General features: G+C 70.3%; 16 protein-coding genes and 1 pseudogene. 4 read left to right on the top strand and 13 right to left on the bottom strand.

The window, feature by feature from the left end:
- The first annotated feature begins 29 nt into the window (after positions 1–29).
- A complete protein-coding gene (locus tag CF165_RS20855) occupies positions 30–1478 on the top strand; it encodes an arabinofuranosidase catalytic domain-containing protein (RefSeq protein WP_240521692.1) in 1449 nt (482 codons plus the stop codon).
- A gap of 29 nt (positions 1479–1507) precedes the next feature.
- Entirely contained in the window at positions 1508–3907 is a 2400-nt protein-coding gene (locus CF165_RS20850) for a non-reducing end alpha-L-arabinofuranosidase family hydrolase (RefSeq protein ID WP_093949208.1), read from the top strand.
- A gap of 120 nt (positions 3908–4027) precedes the next feature.
- Here CF165_RS20850 and CF165_RS20845 read toward each other — a convergent pair whose 3' ends face one another.
- Genes CF165_RS20845 through CF165_RS20835 form a run of 3 tightly spaced genes read right to left on the bottom strand, consistent with a single transcriptional unit; the run spans position 4028 to position 5952 of the window.
- Positions 4028–4375, bottom strand: a complete 348-nt coding sequence (locus CF165_RS20845; RefSeq protein WP_240521691.1) for a putative quinol monooxygenase — start codon at positions 4373–4375, stop codon at positions 4028–4030.
- Positions 4372–5127 carry an MBL fold metallo-hydrolase gene (locus tag CF165_RS20840; protein ID WP_093949207.1) on the bottom strand — a complete coding sequence of 252 codons (756 nt, stop codon included), beginning with the start codon at positions 5125–5127 and terminating at the stop codon, positions 4372–4374. Before CF165_RS20840 ends, CF165_RS20845 begins: the two co-directional genes overlap by 4 nt.
- A gap of 27 nt (positions 5128–5154) precedes the next feature.
- The gene (locus tag CF165_RS20835) at positions 5155–5952 is read right to left on the bottom strand and encodes an alpha/beta fold hydrolase (RefSeq protein ID WP_093949206.1); all 798 of its coding nucleotides are present in this window, start codon (positions 5950–5952) and stop codon (positions 5155–5157) included.
- Between the two features lie 96 nt (positions 5953–6048).
- On the opposite strand from CF165_RS20835, the gene CF165_RS20830 reads away from it, so the two are divergent.
- On the top strand, positions 6049–6471 hold the full coding sequence (locus tag CF165_RS20830; RefSeq protein WP_093949205.1) for a MarR family winged helix-turn-helix transcriptional regulator: 423 nt from the start codon (positions 6049–6051) through the stop codon (positions 6469–6471).
- An 88-nt stretch (positions 6472–6559) separates the two neighbouring features.
- On the opposite strand, the gene CF165_RS20825 is transcribed toward CF165_RS20830, so the two are convergent.
- The 8 genes from CF165_RS20825 to CF165_RS20790 form a co-directional block, all read right to left on the bottom strand.
- On the bottom strand, positions 6560–7840 hold the full coding sequence (locus CF165_RS20825) for an aminotransferase family protein (protein ID WP_093949204.1): 1281 nt from the start codon (positions 7838–7840) through the stop codon (positions 6560–6562).
- Positions 7841–7900: 60 nt separating this feature from the next.
- Entirely contained in the window at positions 7901–9052 is a 1152-nt protein-coding gene (gene solA, locus CF165_RS20820; protein ID WP_093949203.1) for an N-methyl-L-tryptophan oxidase, read from the bottom strand.
- On the bottom strand, positions 9052–9819 hold the full coding sequence (locus CF165_RS20815) for an amino acid ABC transporter ATP-binding protein (protein ID WP_093949202.1): 768 nt from the start codon (positions 9817–9819) through the stop codon (positions 9052–9054). Before CF165_RS20815 ends, solA begins: the two co-directional genes overlap by 1 nt.
- The gene (locus CF165_RS20810) at positions 9816–10667 is read right to left on the bottom strand and encodes an amino acid ABC transporter permease (protein ID WP_093949201.1); all 852 of its coding nucleotides are present in this window, start codon (positions 10665–10667) and stop codon (positions 9816–9818) included. Before CF165_RS20810 ends, CF165_RS20815 begins: the two co-directional genes overlap by 4 nt.
- Before the next feature lie 8 nt (positions 10668–10675).
- The gene (locus tag CF165_RS20805; RefSeq protein ID WP_240521690.1) at positions 10676–11563 is read right to left on the bottom strand and encodes an ABC transporter substrate-binding protein; all 888 of its coding nucleotides are present in this window, start codon (positions 11561–11563) and stop codon (positions 10676–10678) included.
- A gap of 123 nt (positions 11564–11686) precedes the next feature.
- Positions 11687–13177: an aldehyde dehydrogenase family protein gene (locus CF165_RS20800; protein WP_093949199.1), complete on the bottom strand. Its 1491-nt coding sequence runs from the start codon at positions 13175–13177 to the stop codon at positions 11687–11689.
- Complete coding sequence (locus CF165_RS20795; protein WP_093949198.1) at positions 13174–14451, bottom strand: NAD(P)/FAD-dependent oxidoreductase; 1278 nt, start codon at positions 14449–14451, stop codon at positions 13174–13176. Before CF165_RS20795 ends, CF165_RS20800 begins: the two co-directional genes overlap by 4 nt.
- Before the next feature lie 5 nt (positions 14452–14456).
- Complete coding sequence (locus CF165_RS20790; RefSeq protein ID WP_093949197.1) at positions 14457–15131, bottom strand: haloacid dehalogenase type II; 675 nt, start codon at positions 15129–15131, stop codon at positions 14457–14459.
- A 167-nt stretch (positions 15132–15298) separates the two neighbouring features.
- Here CF165_RS20790 and CF165_RS53435 point away from each other — a divergent pair, with 167 nt between their 5' ends.
- A complete protein-coding gene (locus tag CF165_RS53435; protein WP_093949196.1) occupies positions 15299–15973 on the top strand; it encodes a GntR family transcriptional regulator in 675 nt (224 codons plus the stop codon).
- Between the two features lie 60 nt (positions 15974–16033).
- Here CF165_RS53435 and CF165_RS20780 read toward each other — a convergent pair whose 3' ends face one another.
- Together CF165_RS20780 and CF165_RS20775 are read right to left on the bottom strand one after the other, a co-directional pair.
- Entirely contained in the window at positions 16034–16702 is a 669-nt protein-coding gene (locus CF165_RS20780) for a haloacid dehalogenase type II (protein WP_093949195.1), read from the bottom strand.
- Between the two features lie 46 nt (positions 16703–16748).
- A pseudogene (locus CF165_RS20775) lies at positions 16749–18193 on the bottom strand (NAD-dependent succinate-semialdehyde dehydrogenase).
- Positions 18194–18269: the final 76 nt, after the last annotated feature.

Below are 18269 nucleotides of genomic sequence, written 5' to 3'. Positions count from 1 at the left end.
GCGTCCGGCCCGGACAAAGGAGTTCGCCGATGAACGCACGCTGGAGAACGTTGTGGCCGGCGGTGGCGCTCGCCGCGGGTGCGGTGGCCGGCACGGCCACGACGTCGCAGGCCGCCACCCAGGGGCCGTGCGACATCTACGCCGCGGGCGGCACGCCGTGCGTGGCCGCGCATTCCACCACCCGGGCGCTGTACGGCGCGTACAACGGCTCGCTCTACCAAGTGCGGCGTGCTTCGGACAACACGACGCGGGACATCGGCGTGCTGAGCGCGGGTGGCCTCGCGAACGCGGCGGCCCAGGATTCGTTCTGTGCCGGCACGACGTGCCTGATCACCGTTATCTACGACCAGTCCGGCCGCAACAACCACCTGACCCAGGCGCCGCCGGGCGGGTTCTCCGGCCCGGCTCCCGGCGGCTACGACAACCTCGCCAACGCGGCGGCGGCGCCGATCACGATCGGCGGCCAGAAGGCGTACGGCGTGTTCGTGGCTCCCGGCACCGGCTACCGCAACAACAACGCCACCGGCACCGCGACCGGTGACCAGCCGGAAGGCATGTACGCGATCTTCGACGGCACGCACTACAACGGTGGTTGCTGCTTCGACTACGGCAACGCCGAGCGCAACAGCCGGGACAACGGCAACGGCACGATGGAGGCCATCTACTTCGGCAACATCAAGGTCTGGGGCTATGGCACCGGAAACGGGCCGTGGATCATGTCCGACCTGGAGAACGGCCTCTACTCCGGGGTGAACGCCGGTTACAACGCCAACGACCCGACGATCAACCACCGCTACCTGACCGCGATCATCAAGGGCGAGGCGAACCACTGGGCCATCCGCGGCGGCAACGCGCAGTCCGGCGGCCTGTCGACCTTCTACGACGGCAAGCGGCCGAACGTTTCGGGCTACAACCCGATGCGCAAGGAAGGCGCCATCATCCTCGGCACCGGCGGCGACAACAGCATCGGGTCCGCGGGCACGTTCTACGAAGGCGTCATGACGTCGGGCTACCCGTCGAACGCGACGGAGGACGCGGTGCAGGCCAACATCACCGCGGCCGGCTACGGCACCGGCGGGTCCAACACGGGCACCGGCCCGCTGCACGCCGTGGGAGCGGGCAAGTGCCTCGCCGCGCCGAATTCGACGCAGGGCACGCAGCTGCAGATCGCCGGCTGCACCAGTCAGCCGAACCAGACCTGGACACGCACGTCGGACGGCCGGTTGACGGCCACCCTCGGCGGCGCGACCCTCTGCCTGGACGCGTCCGGCCAGGGCACCAGCGCCGGCACGAAAGTCGTCACCTGGCCCTGCAACGGCCAGGCCAACCAGCAGTGGACCGTCAACTCCAACGGCACGGTCACCGGCGGCCAGTCCGGGCTGTGCCTGGACGTCACCGGCGCCTCCACCGCCGACGGCGCACCGGTCGAACTGTGGACCTGCAACGGCGGCAGCAACCAGCAGTGGACGCTCGGCTGACCGCGCCTCCCGACGAAACGAGAGTTGCCATGACCATGGGCTCACCCCGCCGGCGGCGCCTCCGGACCGCCGTCACCGTCCTGGCCACCGCGGGCTTGTCGGCGACCGCCCTGGTGCTGTCCCCCGGTGTGGCCGCCGGGGCGGCGAGCACGCTCGGGGCCGCGGCGGCGCAGACCGGAAGGTACTTCGGCGCCGCCATCTCGACGAGCCACCTCGGCGAGGCGGCCTACGTGAACACGTGGACGACGGAGTTCAACGGCGTCACGCCGGAGAACGAAATGAAGTGGGACACGGTCGAGCCGAACCGCAACCAGTTCAACTTCGCGCCCGCGGACCGGATCGTCAGCCAGGCGGTGAGCCGGGGCATGAAGATCCGCGGGCACACCCTGGTGTGGTACCAGCAGCTCGCCCCGTGGGTCGGCGGCCTGGACGCGAACAACCTGCGCTCGGCGATGCTGAACCACATCAGCCAGGTGGCCGGGCACTACAAGGGCCAGCTGATCGCGTGGGACGTCGTCAACGAGGCGTTCGAGGAGAACGGCACCCGCCGTCAGTCGGTCTTCCAGCAGAAGCTCGGGGACGGCTACATCGAGGACGCCTTCCGCGCCGCCCGGACGGCCGACCCGAACGCCAAGCTCTGCTACAACGACTACAACACCGACGGGATCAACGCGAAGAGCACCGGCATCTACAACATGGTCCGGGACTTCAAGAACCGGGGCGTGCCGATCGACTGCGTGGGCTTCCAGAGCCACCTCTCCTCGAACTCCAACCTCGGCAGCTACCAGGCGAACCTCCAGCGCTTCGCCGACCTCGGCGTCGACGTCCAGATCACCGAGCTGGACATCGGCGGCTCGGGGGCCGCGCAGGCGAACGCGTACCGGCAGGTCACCCAGGCCTGCATGGCGGTCTCCCGCTGCACCGGCATCACGGTGTGGGGCGTCACGGACAAGTACTCGTGGCGGTCGGGCGACACCCCGCTGCTGTTCGACGGCAACTACGGCAAGAAACAGGCCTACACCGCCGTCCTCGACGCGCTCAACTCCGGTAACCCGGATCCCGGCGGCGGTACCGGCCCGGTACGCGCCGTGGCCGCGAACCGGTGCCTGGACGTGCCCAGCTCGTCGACCACGGCCGGCACCCAGCTGCAGATCCGGGACTGCGGGAGCGGCGCGAACCAGCAGTGGACCCGCACGGCGGCGGGGGAGCTGACCGTCTACTCCGGTGACACGAAGCGGTGCCTCGACACCGCGGGCGGCGGGACGTCCGCGGGAACGGCGGCGGTCATCGCGGACTGCACCGGCGGGGCCACCCAGAAGTGGACCGCCGGCGGGAACGGCACCCTCACGAACGGCCGGTCGGGACTGTGCCTGGACGTGAGCGGCGCCGCGACCGCCAACGGCTCCAAGGTGATCATCTGGACCTGCCACGGCGGAGCCAACCAGCAGTGGACCGTGCCGACGGGAGGTGGCGGGACCCTGCCGTCCCGCTACGCGTGGAGTTCGAGCGGTGCGCTGATCGCGCCGAAGTCCGACGCGACGCACGACATCGCCGGGATCAAGGACCCGTCGGTCGTGTATGCGAACGGGAAGTACCACGTGTTCGCCAGCGTGGCGAACGCGGCCGGGTACAACATGGTGTACCTGAGCTTCACGGACTGGTCCCAGGCCGGCTCGGCCCCGCAGTACTATTTGGACCAGTCGGGGATCGGCACCGGCTACCGCGCGGCGCCCGAGGTGTTCTACTTCGCGCCGCAGAAGCTGTGGTACCTGGTGTACCAGGACGGGAACGCCGCGTACTCGACGAACCCGGACATCTCCAACCCCGCCGGCTGGAGCGCCCCGAAGCACTTCTACCCGTCGATGCCGACGATCATCCAGCAGAACATCGGCAGCGGCTACTGGGTCGACATGTGGGTGATCTGCGACGCGGCCGACTGCCACTTGTTCTCTTCGGACGACAACGGGCACCTGTACCGGTCGCAGACGTCGGTCGCGAACTTCCCGGACGGCATGAGCGACCCGGTCATCGCCGCCCAGGACGCGGACAGGTACGCGTTGTTCGAAGCGTCCAATGTGTACAAGGTGGCCGGGGCGAACCAGTACCTGCTGATCGTGGAGGCGATCGGCGCGCAGGGACGGTACTTCCGGTCGTGGACGTCGAGCGGCATCGCCGGGCCCTGGACGGCATTGGCCGACACCGAAAGCGCCCCGTTCGCCGGCGCGGCGAACGTCACGTTCCCGAGTGGCCAGTGGACGAAGGACATCAGCCACGGCGAGATGATCCGCGCCGGTTACGACCAGACGCTGACCATCGACCCCTGCCACATCCGCTACCTGTACCAGGGCCGGGACCCCAGCTCCGGCGGCGACTACAACAGCTTGCCGTGGCGGCTGGGCCTGCTCACCCAGACCGGCTCCACCTGCTGACCCCCGGGAGCGTCCGGTCGAGCCCGCCGCGAGCCCGGCGGGCACGTTGAGGGAGAGGGACCCTGGCCTGCTTCGCCGCTCCGGCGCGGTGAAGCGGGCCAGGGCCTCAGCGCGCGGTCGCTACGGCACGCGCAGCTCGGCGAGCTGGACCAGCGCGGTGGCGTCGGTGGTGCTGTGCCGGGCGAGTTCGGTGAAGAAGCGCGCCACGTGGGCGGTCTCCAGGTGGGCGCGGAACGCGTCGGTGCTCGCGTAGATCTCGTAGAGGTAGAAGACCCCCGGGTTCGCGAAGTCGGTGAACGACCGGAACTCCAGGCAGCCCGGTTCACGCCGGACGGCTGCGGTCAGCGTCACGATGGCGGCGGCGAGCTGCTCTTCGTGGCCGGGGACCGCCCGGACGACGGCCACCATCGGCCGCTCGCCGGGCGGGAGGTCGTCGCCGATCACGGGCATGAACTCGCGGTCGCTCACGGGACCGTCACCGGGGTGCCCGGCAGGACCAGCCGGACCTCGACGCCGGGGGCGAGCCGGGCGACCGCGTCGGCGTAGTGGCGGGGGTCCTGGTCGCCGCGGGTGATCATCCGGTCGCCGAGCCGTCCACTGTGGAAGGCGTAGTGGTGGGGGACGGCCAGGGTCGGCTGCAGGGCGGCGGTGAGTCCGGCGGCTTCTTCGGCGTCCATGACGACCTGGCGCATGTTCATCGGGCGGACGCACAGTCCGTTGGTGGGCAGGATGGCCAGGTCGACCGGGCCGAACCGCCGCGGGATGGTGTCCAGCTCGGGCACGCGCAGCGAGTCGCCGCCGAAGAAGACGGTGCGGCCGCCGGCTTGGAGCACGAAGGTGACTTCGTGGACGCCGTGCTCGCCCGGGGTCGCGGTCACGGTGAGGCCGCCGACGGTGGTGGACTCCCACGCCTCGATGGCCCGGACGTCGCGGAAGCCCTTGTCCCGGGCGATGGTGGCGACGGTGCCGGGGCCGATGAGCGGCGTCCCGAGGTCGAAGCCCCCGGCGACGAGGGCGTCGAGGTCGCAGTGGTCGTAGTGTTCGTGGCTGACCACGACGGCGTCGAGGCGGCCCAGGGATTCGACGGTCGCGGTGACGGGCTCGCCCTGGTAGTAGATCGCGGTCTGGGTGAACCACGGGTCGGTGAGGACCCGGATGCCGTCGATCTCGAGCAGCTGGCAGGCGTGGCCGATCCGGGTCACCGTGAGGGGTGTGCTCATGCGTTTTTCCTTGTCAGGGAGAGGAAGTCACTCATTGCCGAGGTCGAGCAGCGCGCCGAGCAGTTCCTCGGGCGTTTCGACCTGCGGCATGTGGCCGGTGCGGGGGAGCAGGGTGAACGTCGACAGCGGGAACGCGGCGGCGTAGGCCTTGCCGTATTCCGGCGTGACGATGCGGTCGCTCTCGCCCCACACCACGTGGACCGGGATGTCCACCCCGGCCAGGCGCCCGGCGAGCGCCGGGTCGGCCATGGCCGGGCCGGTGTAGCCGATCAGCGCCGCCACGTCCGGGCTGGGGCCGGTGCCGCCGCCCGGCGGAACGGGGGCCTTGCGCGGGTCGTGGAAGGAGTGCGCCAGCAGTTCGGTCCGAGACAACCCGCTGACGTCGGTGACGGGGTGTCCCTCCACCTCGATGCCGATGCCGTCGATGACAACCGCGCCGCTGACGCGGGGGCTGTGGCACAGGGCGATCTCGGCGGCCAGCCAGCCGCCGAAGGAGTTGCCGACGACGGTCACGTCGGTGAGGTCGAGCTGCTCGAGCATCGAGACGTAGGCCTCGGCCAGTGCGGTGACGCCGGTCAGCGTGGCGGCCTTCGGGGTGCCGGCGAAGCCGGGATGCGTGGGCAGCAGCACCCGCGAATGGGTGCGCTCGGCCAGCAGATCGGCGAAGCCGGCCATGGTCTGCACGCCGCCACCGCCGTGCAGCAGCAGGAACGGCCGGGTGCGGTCGCGGTCCTGGAGGGCGATCTCGACCGCGCCGTCAGCGCCGGCCTGGAGGGTGCGGGTGTGGGTGGGCCGGAGGGTGCCCGCGGGGATCGGAGTGCTCATCGGTCCTTCTCAGCTCTCGACACGAATTGATATCAGGAACCTTATCTAAGGTTCCTGATATAAGCAACCTGACATCGTTGCGGTAGGCTCTCCGCCATGCCCTACCGCCCCTCCGACGTCTCCCTGGCCGTGAAGCGGCTGCAGTACCGCCACCACCGCGCGCTGAGCCGCGCGCTGGCGCCGCTGGGGCTTTCGCTGGTCCAGTGGGACACCCTGCGCCACCTGCACCGCCGGCCGGATGCCTCGCTGCACGAGCTGGCGGTGCTGACCTTCCAGACCGACCAGTCCTTCGGCTCGCTGGCCGTCCGGATGGCCGACCGCGGGCTGATCAAGCGCGTGCCGGGGCCGGGACGAGCCGTGAAGCACCGGCTCACCGAGGAAGGCGAGCGGCTGCGGGCCGCCGGCCAGGACGCCGTCGAAGCCGTCATCGAGGACTCGTTCAGCGGGCTGTCCACCGAGCAGCTCGACCAGCTGGGCGCGCTGCTGGACACGGTCCTCGGCCCCGACCCGACGGTATGACCGTGCCGGCCGGATGACAGGAATGACTCATTCCTGTCATCGGACGAGGTGAGTGACTCATTCACTACATCCGCGCCGGCCGGGTCTGCTAACCGCGCCGGTCGCCCTGCTCGGTGACGACGGTGCCGATCGCCTTCACCAGCTGCCGGAGCTCGTCGTCGGTCGTGATGAACGGCGGGCTGATCTGCAGCGTGTTCCCGCGCAGCGGACGCGTGACGAACCCGTGGTCCACGAGCTCGTCCGCCACCGCTTCGGCGCCGAGGTGGTCGTCGAGGGTGACTCCGCCGAGCAAGCCGGCGACGCGCGTGTCGGCGACGCCGGGCACGGTGCGCAGGACCTCGAGTTCCTGAGCCAGCAGGAACTCCAGCTCCACGACCCGCGGCAGCAGCTTCTCCTCCTCCAGCAGGGCGAGGTTGCGCAGGGCGACCGCGCAGGCCGTGGCGTGACCGGAGTAGGTGGAGCCGTAGCGGAAGACCGGGGTGTCCGGCGAGTCGCGGTAGAACGGCCGCCAGACGGCGGGAGTGACCAGGACCCCACCGAGCGGGGCGTACCCGGAGGTGACTCCCTTGGCGAACGTCAGCAGGTCCGGCAGTAGCCCGTAGCGCTCGCTGGCGAACATCGTGCCGGTGCGGCCGAAGCCGGTGATGACCTCGTCGACGACGAACAGGATGTCGTTGTCCCGGCAGATCCGCTGCAGTCCTTCGAGGTAGCCCGGCGACGGCGGGTTCACCCCGCCGGTGCCCTGGACGGGTTCGGCGACCAGTGCCGCGATGTGCTCCGCGCCGATCTCGGCCACGGTGCGCTCGACCGCGGTGACGTCGTCGGCCGAGATCCGCGCGGTTTCCGGGACGAGCGACTCGCTGCCGTAGCCGGTGCGGTTGAACTCCAGGCCCGCGATGCTGGTGCCGTAGGCGTGCAGGCCGTGGTAGGCGAACTCCCGGCTCAGCACGATCGTCTTGGCCGGACGCCCCGCGAGCTGCCAGTGCCGCCGGGCCAGCTTGCAGGCCACGTCGATCGCGTCGGAGCCGCCGCTGTTGAGGATCACCTTGACGTCGTCGACCGGCGACAGCGCGGCGAGCCGGTCGGCCAGCTCCAGCGCGCGGTCGTTGAGGTAGCGGCCGAAGACGTGGTAGGTCTCGAGGCGCCGCATCTGGGCGTAGGCGGCGTCGGCCAGCTCCGCGCGGGCGTGGCCGACGTTGGCGTGCCACAGGCCCGCCGTGCCGTCGAACAGGGCGCGGCCGTCGGCGGTGTGCACGTAGCTGCCCGCCGCCCGGGTGACGACGAGCTGGCGGCCGAGGACCGACGGCAGGTGGGCCTGCGCGCTCCACAGCGCGGGCCCGTCGAGGACGCGGAACTCGTTCTCCGGCACGGTGTTCTCCAGGCTGCTCGGGGGAGGGGAGTGGACCGTCCACCGCGGACGTTCCCGGCGCTACGCGTTTTCGAGGGTCGCGAAGCGGTCGGGGCGGAGGCCGGTCACCTCGGTCGCGGGCTCGCCGAACGCCATCGCGACCGCGGCCTCGGCCGACGCCGGGGCGATCTTGAAGCCCAGTCCGGAAAAACCGGTGGCGAAGACCGTGCGCGGCCGCCCCGGCAGACTGCCCAGCAGCGGCGCGTGATCCGCTGTGAAGAGGTCCGGGAACGCGTCGGCGCGCACGATGCTCGGGACCAGGCCGGGCAGGAACTCGCGCACCGTTTCGTGGGTCTCGGCGATCTCCTCCTCGGTGAGCTCACGCCGGACCCGGTCGGCGTGCTCGGCGGGCGTGGAGCGCCCGTCGAGGGTCGCTTTCACGGTCACCCCGTCGGTGCTCGGTGCGCCGTAGAGGGACCGGTCGCCTTCGATCCGGATGAACACCGGGAACCGCTCCGGGGCGAACTCTTCGGGGCGCCGGGCCACGAACCACGTCAGGTAGTTCCGGCGCGGGTGGACGGCGGCCGCGACCGGCGGCGGGAGCAGGTGCGCCGACCAGCCGCCGGCGGTGACGATCACCCGCTCGAACCGCCAGGTGCGCGGCCCGGACCGGAGCACGACCGCGCCGGGTTCCTCGTGGAGCTCGTCGATGCCCGTGCCTTCCAGCACCTCGGCGCCGGCCTCGCGGGCGGCCTGCGTCGCCGCGGTCACCGCGCGGTCGGTGCGGAGGAAGCCCGCTCGCGGGTCGAACAGCGCGCAGTCGTCCGGCCGCAGCCGGTGCTGCGGGTAGCGGGCGGCGAGTTCGTCGTGGTCGAGGAACTCGAACGGGGTGCCGTTCGCCGTCGCGGTCGCGAGCAGCTCCGGCAGGTACTCCCCGTCCCGGGCGCCGATCGACAGACCGCCGCACCGCGTCAGGATCTCGTGCCCCGTCTCGGCTTCGAGTTCCGGCCACAGCAGGTTCGCCCGTTCCAGCAGCGGGGCGTAACCGGTCCCACCGCGGTAGGTCATCCGGAACAGCCTCGTGTCGCCGCCGACCGCGCTCCGGGTGTGGCCCGGGGTCCGCGCCTCGAACCCGACGACCTCGCCGGCCCGGCTGCCGGACCGGCGCGTGGCCTGCCAGAGGGCCATGCTGCCCACGCTGCCGAGGCCGACGACCGCCAGCTTGCCATCCATCACAGCACCCTTTCGAGGAATTCCCGAGTCCGCCGCTCGGCCGGGTTGGCCAGCACCTCGCGTGCGTCACCACGCTCGACGGCGACGCCGTCGTCCATGAACAGGATGTCCTTGGCCACTTCGCGCGCGAACCCCATCTCGTGGGTGACGACGAGCATCGTCATCCCGAGGTCGGCGAGGTCGCGCATGACGGCGAGCACCTCGCCGACGCGTTCGGGGTCGAGCGCGCTCGTCGGCTCGTCGAACAGCATGATGGTGGGGTCCATCGCCAGCGCGCGGGCGATGGCGACTCGCTGCTGCTGACCACCGGAGAGCTGGGCCGGGTACTTCTGCCCGCAGTCCGCCAGTCCCACTCTCGCCAGCAGTTCGGCCGCCTGCGCCCTGGCGGCCTTCCGCGGGACCTTCTTGACGAGGACCGGCCCGGACATGACGTTGTTTTCGGCTGTCATGTTCGGGAAGAGGTTGAACTGCTGGAACACCATGCCGATCCGGGTCCGCTGTTCGGCGAGGCGCTGCGGGGTGACCGCGTGGTACGCGCTCGCGTGTTCGACGTAGCCGAAGTCCTCGCCGTTGACCCGCAGCACGCCCCGGTCGATCTGCTCCAGCCCGTTGATGCAGCGGAGCAGCGTCGACTTTCCCGATCCGCTGGGCCCGATGATGCAGGAGATCTCCCCGGCCGCGACGGTCAGGTCGATTTCCTTCAGCACTCGGTGGTGCCCGAAGCTCTTGCACAGCTTGCGGGCCACGATCGTCCCGTCGGCGCTCACAGCAGCGACTCCTTCACCTTGACGACCGGCCGCGAGGAACGCGAGAACCGGCGTTCGATCATCGACTGCGGCACGCTGAGGGAGAGCGTCATGATCAGGTACCACAGGCTGGCCACGATGAGCAGCGGGATCGTCTCGTACGTCCGCGCGTAGATCGCCTGCGCGCTCTGCAGGAGATCCGCGACGCCGAGCACGCTGACCAGTGACGTCTCCTTCAGCATCCCGATCACCTGGTTGCCCGTCGCCGGGATGATCGCCGGCATGGTCTGCGGGATGATCACCCGGCGCAGCTTGGTGAACCCACCCATGCCGAGCGACTCCGCGGCCTCGAACTGGCCGCGCGGCACCGAGGCGAAGCCGCCCCGGATGATCTCCGCCATGTACGCCGCCTGGTTGAGCGAAAGCCCGACGATCGCCGCGGTGAGCGGGGTGATCAGCGCGTTCATGTCCACGGCGTGGCCGCCGATCGCCAGGTTCGGGTACAGCGCGGCCACGTTGAACCAGAACACCAGCTGGACCAGGACCGGGGTGCCCCGGAAGAACGTGATGTACAGCCGGGCCAGCCCCGAGATCGGCGCCTGCGGCGACATCCGCATGACGGCGAGGACGAGACCGAGCACGGTTCCGAGGACCATGCTCACCGCGGTGAGCATGAGGGTGATGCCGACGCCGTCGAGGATGGAGGCGGCGGTGAAGTACCGGAACACCACGTCCCACTGGAAGTTTCTGTTGCTCACCAGCGCGTAGAGCAGGCCGGCGACGACCGCGACCGCCACCACCCAGGCGGCGTAGTCCCGTGTGCGCGGAGGCCTGATCCGCTTCTTTTCCTCGGGTTGCAGTCCGGTCACCGGTTCCCTCACTTGGGCTGGGGCTTGGAGCGCTCGGCCTTGGTGACGCCCAGACCGGTGAAGCCCCAGCGCGACAAGGCTTCCTGGTACTTCGGGCTGTCGATGATCGACTGCAGCGCGGCCTGCACCGCGGGGGTCAGCGGCGAGTTCAGGTTCAGCGCGACGGCCACCGGCAGCGGGTTCAGCACCGGCTGCAGGACGTCAAAAGCGTTGGGCTGCTTGGCTTTCGCCCAGGTGAGCGAGGTCGCGTCGTAGAAGACGCCGTCGATGCGCCGGGAGGCGACCTGCGTCAGCGCGTCGCTGACACTCGGCAGCGCGACGGCCTTGATCGGGTCCTTCCCCTTGCTCACGCAGTTCTGCTGGTTGAGCTTGGGCAGCCACTTGAGCTCCTGGGTGCTGCCGGACTGCACGCCGAGGGTGGCGCCGCAGAGCGAGTCCATCGCCAGGTGCTTGGGATTGCCGGCGGCCGTGGCGACCGTCGAGCCGTTCGTGAAGTAGTTGATCATGTCGAGCACCTTCAGCCGCTCGGCCGAGGTCCCCATCGTCGACACCGTGAGGTCGTAGCGGTTGCCCTGGAGGCCGGGGATGATGACGTCGAACTTGACGTTCTTGATGTCCAGCTTCAGGCCGAGCTTGGCCGCGATGAGCCGGGCGATGTCCGGGTTGAACCCGATCGGGGTCTTGTTGTCCGAAGCCATGAAGGTGGTCGGCGGGCTGGTCAGGTCCTCCGCGGTCACCAGGGTGCCCTTGGCCTTCACCTCGGCGGGCAGCAGGGCGACCGCCGCGGGGTCCGGCTGCACGCCGGCCGAGATGTCGTCGGTGTGCTCGGTGGTGGCGGCCCCGCCGCCGCCCGCCGGTACCGTGCCCGCGTTGGTGCTGCACGCTGTGAGACTCATCGTCGCAGTGAGGACCACCACGCTCATAACCGCCTTGACCCGCATCCGATTCTCCTTCGACGGGGGCTGCCCGTGTGGCGGTCGCGCCGCCGGACGAGCAGAACATGCCCGGGTTCCTGTTGTCTACTGTGTGCGCTTCACTGTGGACTGGTGCTGCGAGGCCGCGATGATGATCGTGCTCTTGGGCTCGCTCATCGCCTCGACCGCGAATCTGACGCCTTCGCGCCCGATCCCCGAACCTTTGAACCCCCCGAACGGCATCGAATCGATCCGTACGTCGCTCGTGCCGTTGACGACCACGGCGCCGGCGTGCAGCCGGTCCGCTATGGACAGTGCGTCGTCGAGCACACCGGTGAAGACACCGGTTTGCATCGCCGGGGCGCTGTTCGCCGCCGCGACCGCGGCCGCCGTGGACGCGACCGGCACGACGGTCACCACCGGGCCGAACACCTCGCGCACCAGCACGTCGGCGTCCGGCGGCACGTCGGTCAACACGGTCGGGTGGTAGTACGCGCCGTCGCGCCGGGCGCCGGTGTGCGCCCGCGCGCCCCCGGCGAGTGCCGCGCCGACCCACGCTTCGACGCGGGCGGCTTCGGCCTCGCTGATCATCGGGCCGACGTCGGTCGCCCGGTCGGTCTTGGGGCCGACCTTCAGCGCGCGTGCGCCGGCCGTGATCCGCGTCAGCAGTCCTTCGTGGATCGATGCGTCGGCGTAGACCCGCTGGACGGACAGGCAGTTCTGCCCCGCGCACCCGAAGGCGCCCCGCACGATCGCGTCGGCGGCGGCGTCGAGATCGGCGTCACCGCACACGATCACCGGGTTGTTGCCGCCGAGTTCCATCAGAAGCTTCTTCGGCCCGGCCTCGGCGGCGATCCGCGCCGCGGTGGCCGGCCCGCCGGTGAACGAAACCGCGGCGACCCCCGGATGGGTGACGAGCGCGTGCCCGGTTTCCCCGCCACCGCACACGACCGCGATCCGGGCCGCCGGCACCCCGGCCCGCAGGAGGACGGCCGCCAGGGCCAGCGCCGAGTGCGGGGTGGCTTCCGCGGGTTTCACCACGACCGCGTTGCCGGCGAGCAGCGCCGGGCCGACCTTGTGGGCGACCAGGTTGAGCGGGTCGTTGAACGGGGTGATCGCGGCGACGACGCCGAGCGGTTCGCGGACGAACCAGCCGCGCTTGCCCGCGCCCCGGTCGCTGTCGTCGAACTCGAGCACCTCGCCGCGCAGGACGGTGCTCGCCGCCGCCGACAGGCGCAGTGTCTCGGCGCAGCGCCGGACTTCCTGCTCGGCCTCGACGACGGTCTTGCTGCCTTCGGTGTGGATGATCCCGGCCAGCCAGGCCGCCTCGTCCCGCACGAGCCGGGCGGCCTCTTCCAGGGCCTCCCGCCGCTGCCACAGTGGCCACGGTTCGGTGAGCGCACGGGCCGCGGCGCGGACGGCCGCGTCGACGTCGGCCGCGTCGTTGCCCGCGACCCACCCGACCGGCGCGCCGTCGTGCGGGTCGGTCACCTCGGCCGTGAGCCCGCCGGTCTGCCACTCGCCGGCGACCAGCGCCCCGCCCGGCAGGCCGAACGACACCTCCGCCGACGCCGTCACCGCGGCCACCGCGGTCATGAGATCGCGTCCAGCACGCGGGCCCCGCCACCGATCAGCGGCAGGAACCACGGACGGCCGAAGTGCCCCGGCACGGGCGGGAACTTGACGTCTCCCCAGATGTTGGCCTCGGCGTCGCCGGACATGAACCGGGCCATCTTCTGGCCCATGTACGTGGCCATCTGCACGCCGTGCCCGCTGTAGCCGACCGAGTAGTGCACGCCGTCGCGTTCGCCCGCGTGCACGAGCTGGTCCATGGACAGGTCGACCAGGCCGCCCCACGTGTAGTCGACGCGGGTGCCGGCGAGGTAGGGGAACACCTCGGTCATGGCCTTGACGAGGATCTGCCCGCTCCGGACGTCGGAGTCGGGGCTGGACATCGCGAACCGGGCCCGGCCGCCGAAGAGCAGCCGGTCGTCGGGGGTGATCCGGAAGTAGTAGATGAGGTTCTTGCTGTCCGACGCCTGCCGCCGGTGCGGCAGGATGCGGTCGACGACGTCCCGGGGGAGCGGCTCGGTGACGATGATGAAGCTGCCGACCGGGATCACCCGCCGCCGCAGCCACGGCGTCAGCTTCCCGGTGTACCCGCTGGTGGCGACCAGTACCTGGTCGGCGTGGAGGCGGCCGCGGGTGGTCTGGAGGACGTGCCCGCCGCGCGGGTTGCGGTCCAGCGCGGTCACTTCGGCGTTCTCGCAGATCGTCGCGCCGAGCTTGTCGGCGGCCGTCGCGAGCCCGTGCACGAACTTGCCGACGTGCAGGCCCGCGGCCAGGGGGTCGACGGTGGCACCGTGGTAGAAGTCGGAGCCGATTTCGCGGTGGATCTCCGCCTTGGGGACGGTGACGACCTCGTGGCCGGCGAGTTCTTCCAGGGCCTTGCGGGTCTTGACCATCGCTTCGAAGTGCGCCGGGCGGTAGGCGAGGGTGAGCTTGCCCGAGCGCTCGAAGTCGCAGTCGATCCCGTGCTCGGCGACCAGTTTCTCGATGCTGTCGATCGCGTCGTTGTACGTCCGGAACATCGCGACCGCGCGGTCGGCGCCGTAGCGTTTCACCGCGGTGCCGAAGCCGATCGCCAGCCCGGTGGTCGCCATGCCGCCGTTGCGGCCGGACGCTCCCCAGCCGATCGTGTTCTGTTCGAGGACCGCCACGGACGCGCCGAGCTTGCGCAGCTCGACGGCCGCCGACGTCCCGGTGAGCCCGCCGCCGATGACCGCGACGTCGACCCGCTCCGGGATCGGCGTGCGCCGGTGGTCGCCGCCGGGCACGGCGGTGTCCTGCCAGTACGAGGTCAGTTTCATCCTGATCAGATCCCCAGCAGGCCGTTGAGCTCGTCGAGCGAGTCGACCTTGGTGTAGCCGTACACCGGCGCCGGCGGGTCGTAGCCGCGGTCGAGCAGCACGGTGTTCGTGAAGCCCAGGTCGTGGCAGGGCATCAGGTCGTACCGGGTGTGCGAGGAGACGTGGAGGAACTGCTCCGGCGGAGTGTTCAGCTGGTCGAGCAGGTACTCGAACGCGGCGTAGCGGGGCTTGTAGAAGCCGGACTGCTCGGCGGTGTACACGGCGTGGAACTCCGCCCCGAGCTTGGGCACGCTCACGTCGAGGTAGCTGGTGTCGGCGTTGGACAGGATCACCAGCGGGTAGTGCTCGCCCAGTTTCTTCAGCGGGTCCGGGATGTCCGCGTGCGGCCCCCAGGACAGCACCGCGTCGGAGAAGCGCCGTCCCGCGTCTTCGGCGACCGCCAGGCCCCACTTCTTGCAGGTGCGGGCGTAGGCGTCGTGCAGGACCTGCTGGTACGCGTAGAACTCGCCGCAGACCTGGTCGTACCGGAGCGCCCGGAAATCGATCACGAACCGGTCGAACTGCGCGGGCGTCAGGCGGTCGCCGACGAGTTCGCGGGTGACCGGGGTGATCTGGAAGTCGATGAGCGTGCCGTAGCAGTCGAACGAGACGTACTTCGGCCGGAAGGCTGAGTCGATCACGGTGGCCCTTTCCAGGTGAAGCGAAGTGTCCGGCAGGAGGCGACTGTAAGCCGGCTCACTGTAAACTGTCAACAGTTTGCTGTGAACGCTTCGAGGCGTTTTCGTGTAACGTCAACAGTCGTCAGTGAACGAAAGACCAGAGCGGGTCTCACCACAGGGGGAGCGGGATGAAGAACCTGAACCTGCAGGCCATCGACTACCAGTCGGTGTCCGGCACGATCGCCGCCCAGATCAGGAACAACATCCTCGACGGCACCCTGCAGCCCGCCCAGCCGCTGTCGGAGTCCGAGATCGCCAAGCAGCTGGGCGTGTCACGAGGTCCGGTGCGCGAGGCGCTGCAGCGGCTGGTGCAGGAAGGCCTGCTGGTCCGCATCCCCAACCGGGGCGTCTTCGTCACCGACATCACGCCCGAGGACATCGCCGAGATCTACGAGGCCCGGCAGACACTGGAAGCCCGCTGCGGCGAGAAGGTGCTGGCCGCGGCCGACGACGTCCTCGACCGGACCGTGCGGGAGCTGCAGGCGATCGTCGACGAGATCGGCCCGGCGGAGCGCTCGGGCCGGTGGCGCGAAGTCGTCGAGCTCGACCTGCACTTCCACAGCTCCCTGGTGGCCGCCTCCGGCAACTCGCGGATCCAGCGCGCCTACTCCACGCTGATCGCCGAGTCGTCGTTGTCGATCAACCGGCTCGAACGCTGGTACCCCTCCGAAGACTCCCTCCTCCAGGAGCACCAGGCGATCGTCGACGCGCTCGCGAGCCGGGACGCGGCCGCCTTCACCCGCGCCCTCGACCTCCACTACCTGCAGACGCTCACCGAAAACGCGGGGCACGACCGGCCATAGCCGCCGCCGGCCGGCCCCTTCGCCGCAAGTCCACACAGGACACGTGGTCGATCGGCCCGGTCAGAGGCCGAGCAACGGGGGCACCTGGGAGAGCAGGTTGACTTCGTAGTAGCCGTAACCCGGGGTGCTGGGCTCGAACCCGCGGTTGACGTGGACCTTGTGCGTGATGCCCAGGTCGTTCGCGGCCATCAGGTCGTAGCGCGGGCTGGCGGAGACGTGCAGGATCTCCTTCGGCCCGCAGCCGAGCTGGTCCAGCATGTATTCGAAGGCCTGGTACCGGGGCTTGTAGGCCTGGGCCTGCTCGGCGGTGTAGACCGCGTGGAACGGGGCGCCGAGCTTCTCGACGTTGCTCATCACCTGGTTGTCGGCCGCGTTGCTCAGGATGACCAGCGGGTAGCGGGACGCGAGCGTCCGCAGCGCCTCGGGCACGTCGGGGTACGGCCCCCACGTCGGGAGCGCGTCCACGATCGCCTGGCTGTCGGCCTTCCGGTACGGCAGCTTGAAGCGCTCCAGCGTCTTGCGCAGCGAGTCGTGGATGACGTCGGGGAAGGGCTTCCAGGGCCCCAGGACCTCATCGAGGCGCTGGCCCCGGAAGCTGTCGACGAACTCGTCCATCCGCTCCGCCGGGACGACGTCGGCCAGCAGCTTGCGGGTCATGTCCACGATGTGCCACCGGATGAGCGTCCCGTGCATGTCGAACGTGATGTACTTCGGCTCGAACTCGATCATGGCGATCTTCCTTTCGTGGCCCGGCCGGACGCCGGGACCTGGGGTGTCAGAAGGGGATGGCGACGTACTTGTACTCGAGGAACCCGTCCATCCCGACGCGGCCGCCTTCCCGGCCGAGGCCGGACTGCTTGACGCCGCCGAAGGGCGCCGCCGGGTTGGACACGAGGCCGGTGTTGAGACCGACCATGCCGGTCTCCAGCCGCTCGGCGACCCGCAACGCCCGGTCCAGCGACCGGGTGAACACGTAGCCGACCAGGCCCCACTCGGTGTCGTTGGCCGCGGCGAGGGCTTCCTCTTCGGTGTCGAACACCGTGATCGCGGCCACCGGCCCGAAGATCTCCGTCCGCATGAGAGCGGCGTCGGCGGACACGCCCGTCAGCACGGTCGGCGGGTAGAAGCAGCCGGGCCCGGCCGGCAGCTCGCCACCGGTGAGCACTTCGGCGCCGTGCTCGATCGCGTCGCGCACGAGGCTGTCGACCTTGCGGCGGCCCGCGTCGTCGATGAGCGGCCCGACGTCCACACCGGACTCGGTGCCCGGGCCGACGGTGAGCGCGGCCATCCGGGCCGCCACCCGGGACGCGAACTCCCCGGCGACCGAACGGTGGACGAAGATGCGGTTGGCGGCGGTGCACGCCTCGCCCATGTTGCGCATCTTCGCGAGCATCGTGCCGTCCACCGCGACGTCGAGGTCGGCGTCGTCGAAGACCAGGACCGCGGCGTTGCCGCCCAGTTCCATCGACGTGCGGACGACCGTGCCGGCGCACTGGGCGAGCAGGATCCGGCCGACCTGGGTCGAGCCGGTGAAGGACAGCTTGCGGATCTGCCCGCCGCGCAGCAGCGGCTCGACGACCCGGCCGCGTCCGAGGTCGGGACGACGTTGAGGACACCGTCGGGCAGCCCGGCCTCGGTCAGGATCGCGGCGAGGGCCAAAGTGGACAGTGGAGTCTGCGGAGCCGGTTTGAGCACCATCGTGCACCCCGCCGCCACTGCCGGGCCGATCTTGCGGGTGCCCATCGCCAGCGGGAAGTTCCACGGCGTGATCAGCAGGCAGGGCCCCACCGGCTGGCGCAGGACCATGATGCGGTTCCCGCCGTCCGGGGCGGTCGACAGCCCGCCGTCGATCCGCACCGCCTCCTCGGAGAACCAGCGGAAGAACTCGGCCGCGTAGGCGACCTCCCCGCGGGCCTGGTCGAGGGGCTTGCCCATTTCCAGTGTCATGAGCAAAGCGAGTTCTTCGGTGCGGGAGACGACGATCTCGTAGGCGCGCCGCAGGATTTCCCCGCGCACGCGGGGCGGGGTCGCGGCCCAGCCGGGCTGGGCCGCGGCCGCGGCGTCGGCGGCCCGCCGGGCATCGGCGGGCGAGGCGTCGGCGACCTGCGCGAGCTCCTTGCCGGTCGCCGGGTCGTCGACGGACAACGTGCGTCCCGCCTCCGCGTCCTGCCAGGCACCGGCGATGAAGAGCTGCTTGGGAACGTGGTCGACGACGTTCATGGGCGATCTCCGTTCGAAATGACGGTCAGAGCGGGGCAGGGGAGAAGGAGCTGTGTTGATTGTCGGCGATTATCGT

The sequence above is a fragment of the Amycolatopsis vastitatis genome (genome assembly GCF_002234595.1).
Taxonomy (GTDB): domain Bacteria; phylum Actinomycetota; class Actinomycetes; order Mycobacteriales; family Pseudonocardiaceae; genus Amycolatopsis; species Amycolatopsis vastitatis.
This window is presented reverse-complemented; position numbering and strand designations above follow the sequence as displayed.

Bases quoted from the DNA above. Each gene is read 5' to 3' on its own strand.
- CF165_RS20800 (WP_093949199.1), bottom strand. From the start codon at position 13,177: ATGACCGCGGTGGCCGCGGTGACGGCGTCGGCGGAGGTGTCGTTCGGC.
- CF165_RS20795 (WP_093949198.1), bottom strand. From the start codon at position 14,451: ATGAAACTGACCTCGTACTGGCAGGACACCGCCGTGCCCGGCGGCGAC.
- CF165_RS20835 (WP_093949206.1), bottom strand. From the start codon at position 5,952: ATGAGCACTCCGATCCCCGCGGGCACCCTCCGGCCCACCCACACCCGC.
- CF165_RS20850 (WP_093949208.1), top strand. From the start codon at position 1,508: ATGACCATGGGCTCACCCCGCCGGCGGCGCCTCCGGACCGCCGTCACC.
- CF165_RS20780 (WP_093949195.1), bottom strand. From the start codon at position 16,702: ATGATCGAGTTCGAGCCGAAGTACATCACGTTCGACATGCACGGGACG.
- CF165_RS20805 (WP_240521690.1), bottom strand. From the start codon at position 11,563: ATGAGTCTCACAGCGTGCAGCACCAACGCGGGCACGGTACCGGCGGGC.
- CF165_RS20840 (WP_093949207.1), bottom strand. From the start codon at position 5,127: ATGAGCACACCCCTCACGGTGACCCGGATCGGCCACGCCTGCCAGCTG.
- CF165_RS20855 (WP_240521692.1), top strand. From the start codon at position 30: ATGAACGCACGCTGGAGAACGTTGTGGCCGGCGGTGGCGCTCGCCGCG.
- CF165_RS20830 (WP_093949205.1), top strand. From the start codon at position 6,049: ATGCCCTACCGCCCCTCCGACGTCTCCCTGGCCGTGAAGCGGCTGCAG.
- solA (WP_093949203.1), bottom strand. From the start codon at position 9,052: ATGGATGGCAAGCTGGCGGTCGTCGGCCTCGGCAGCGTGGGCAGCATG.
- CF165_RS53435 (WP_093949196.1), top strand. From the start codon at position 15,299: ATGAAGAACCTGAACCTGCAGGCCATCGACTACCAGTCGGTGTCCGGC.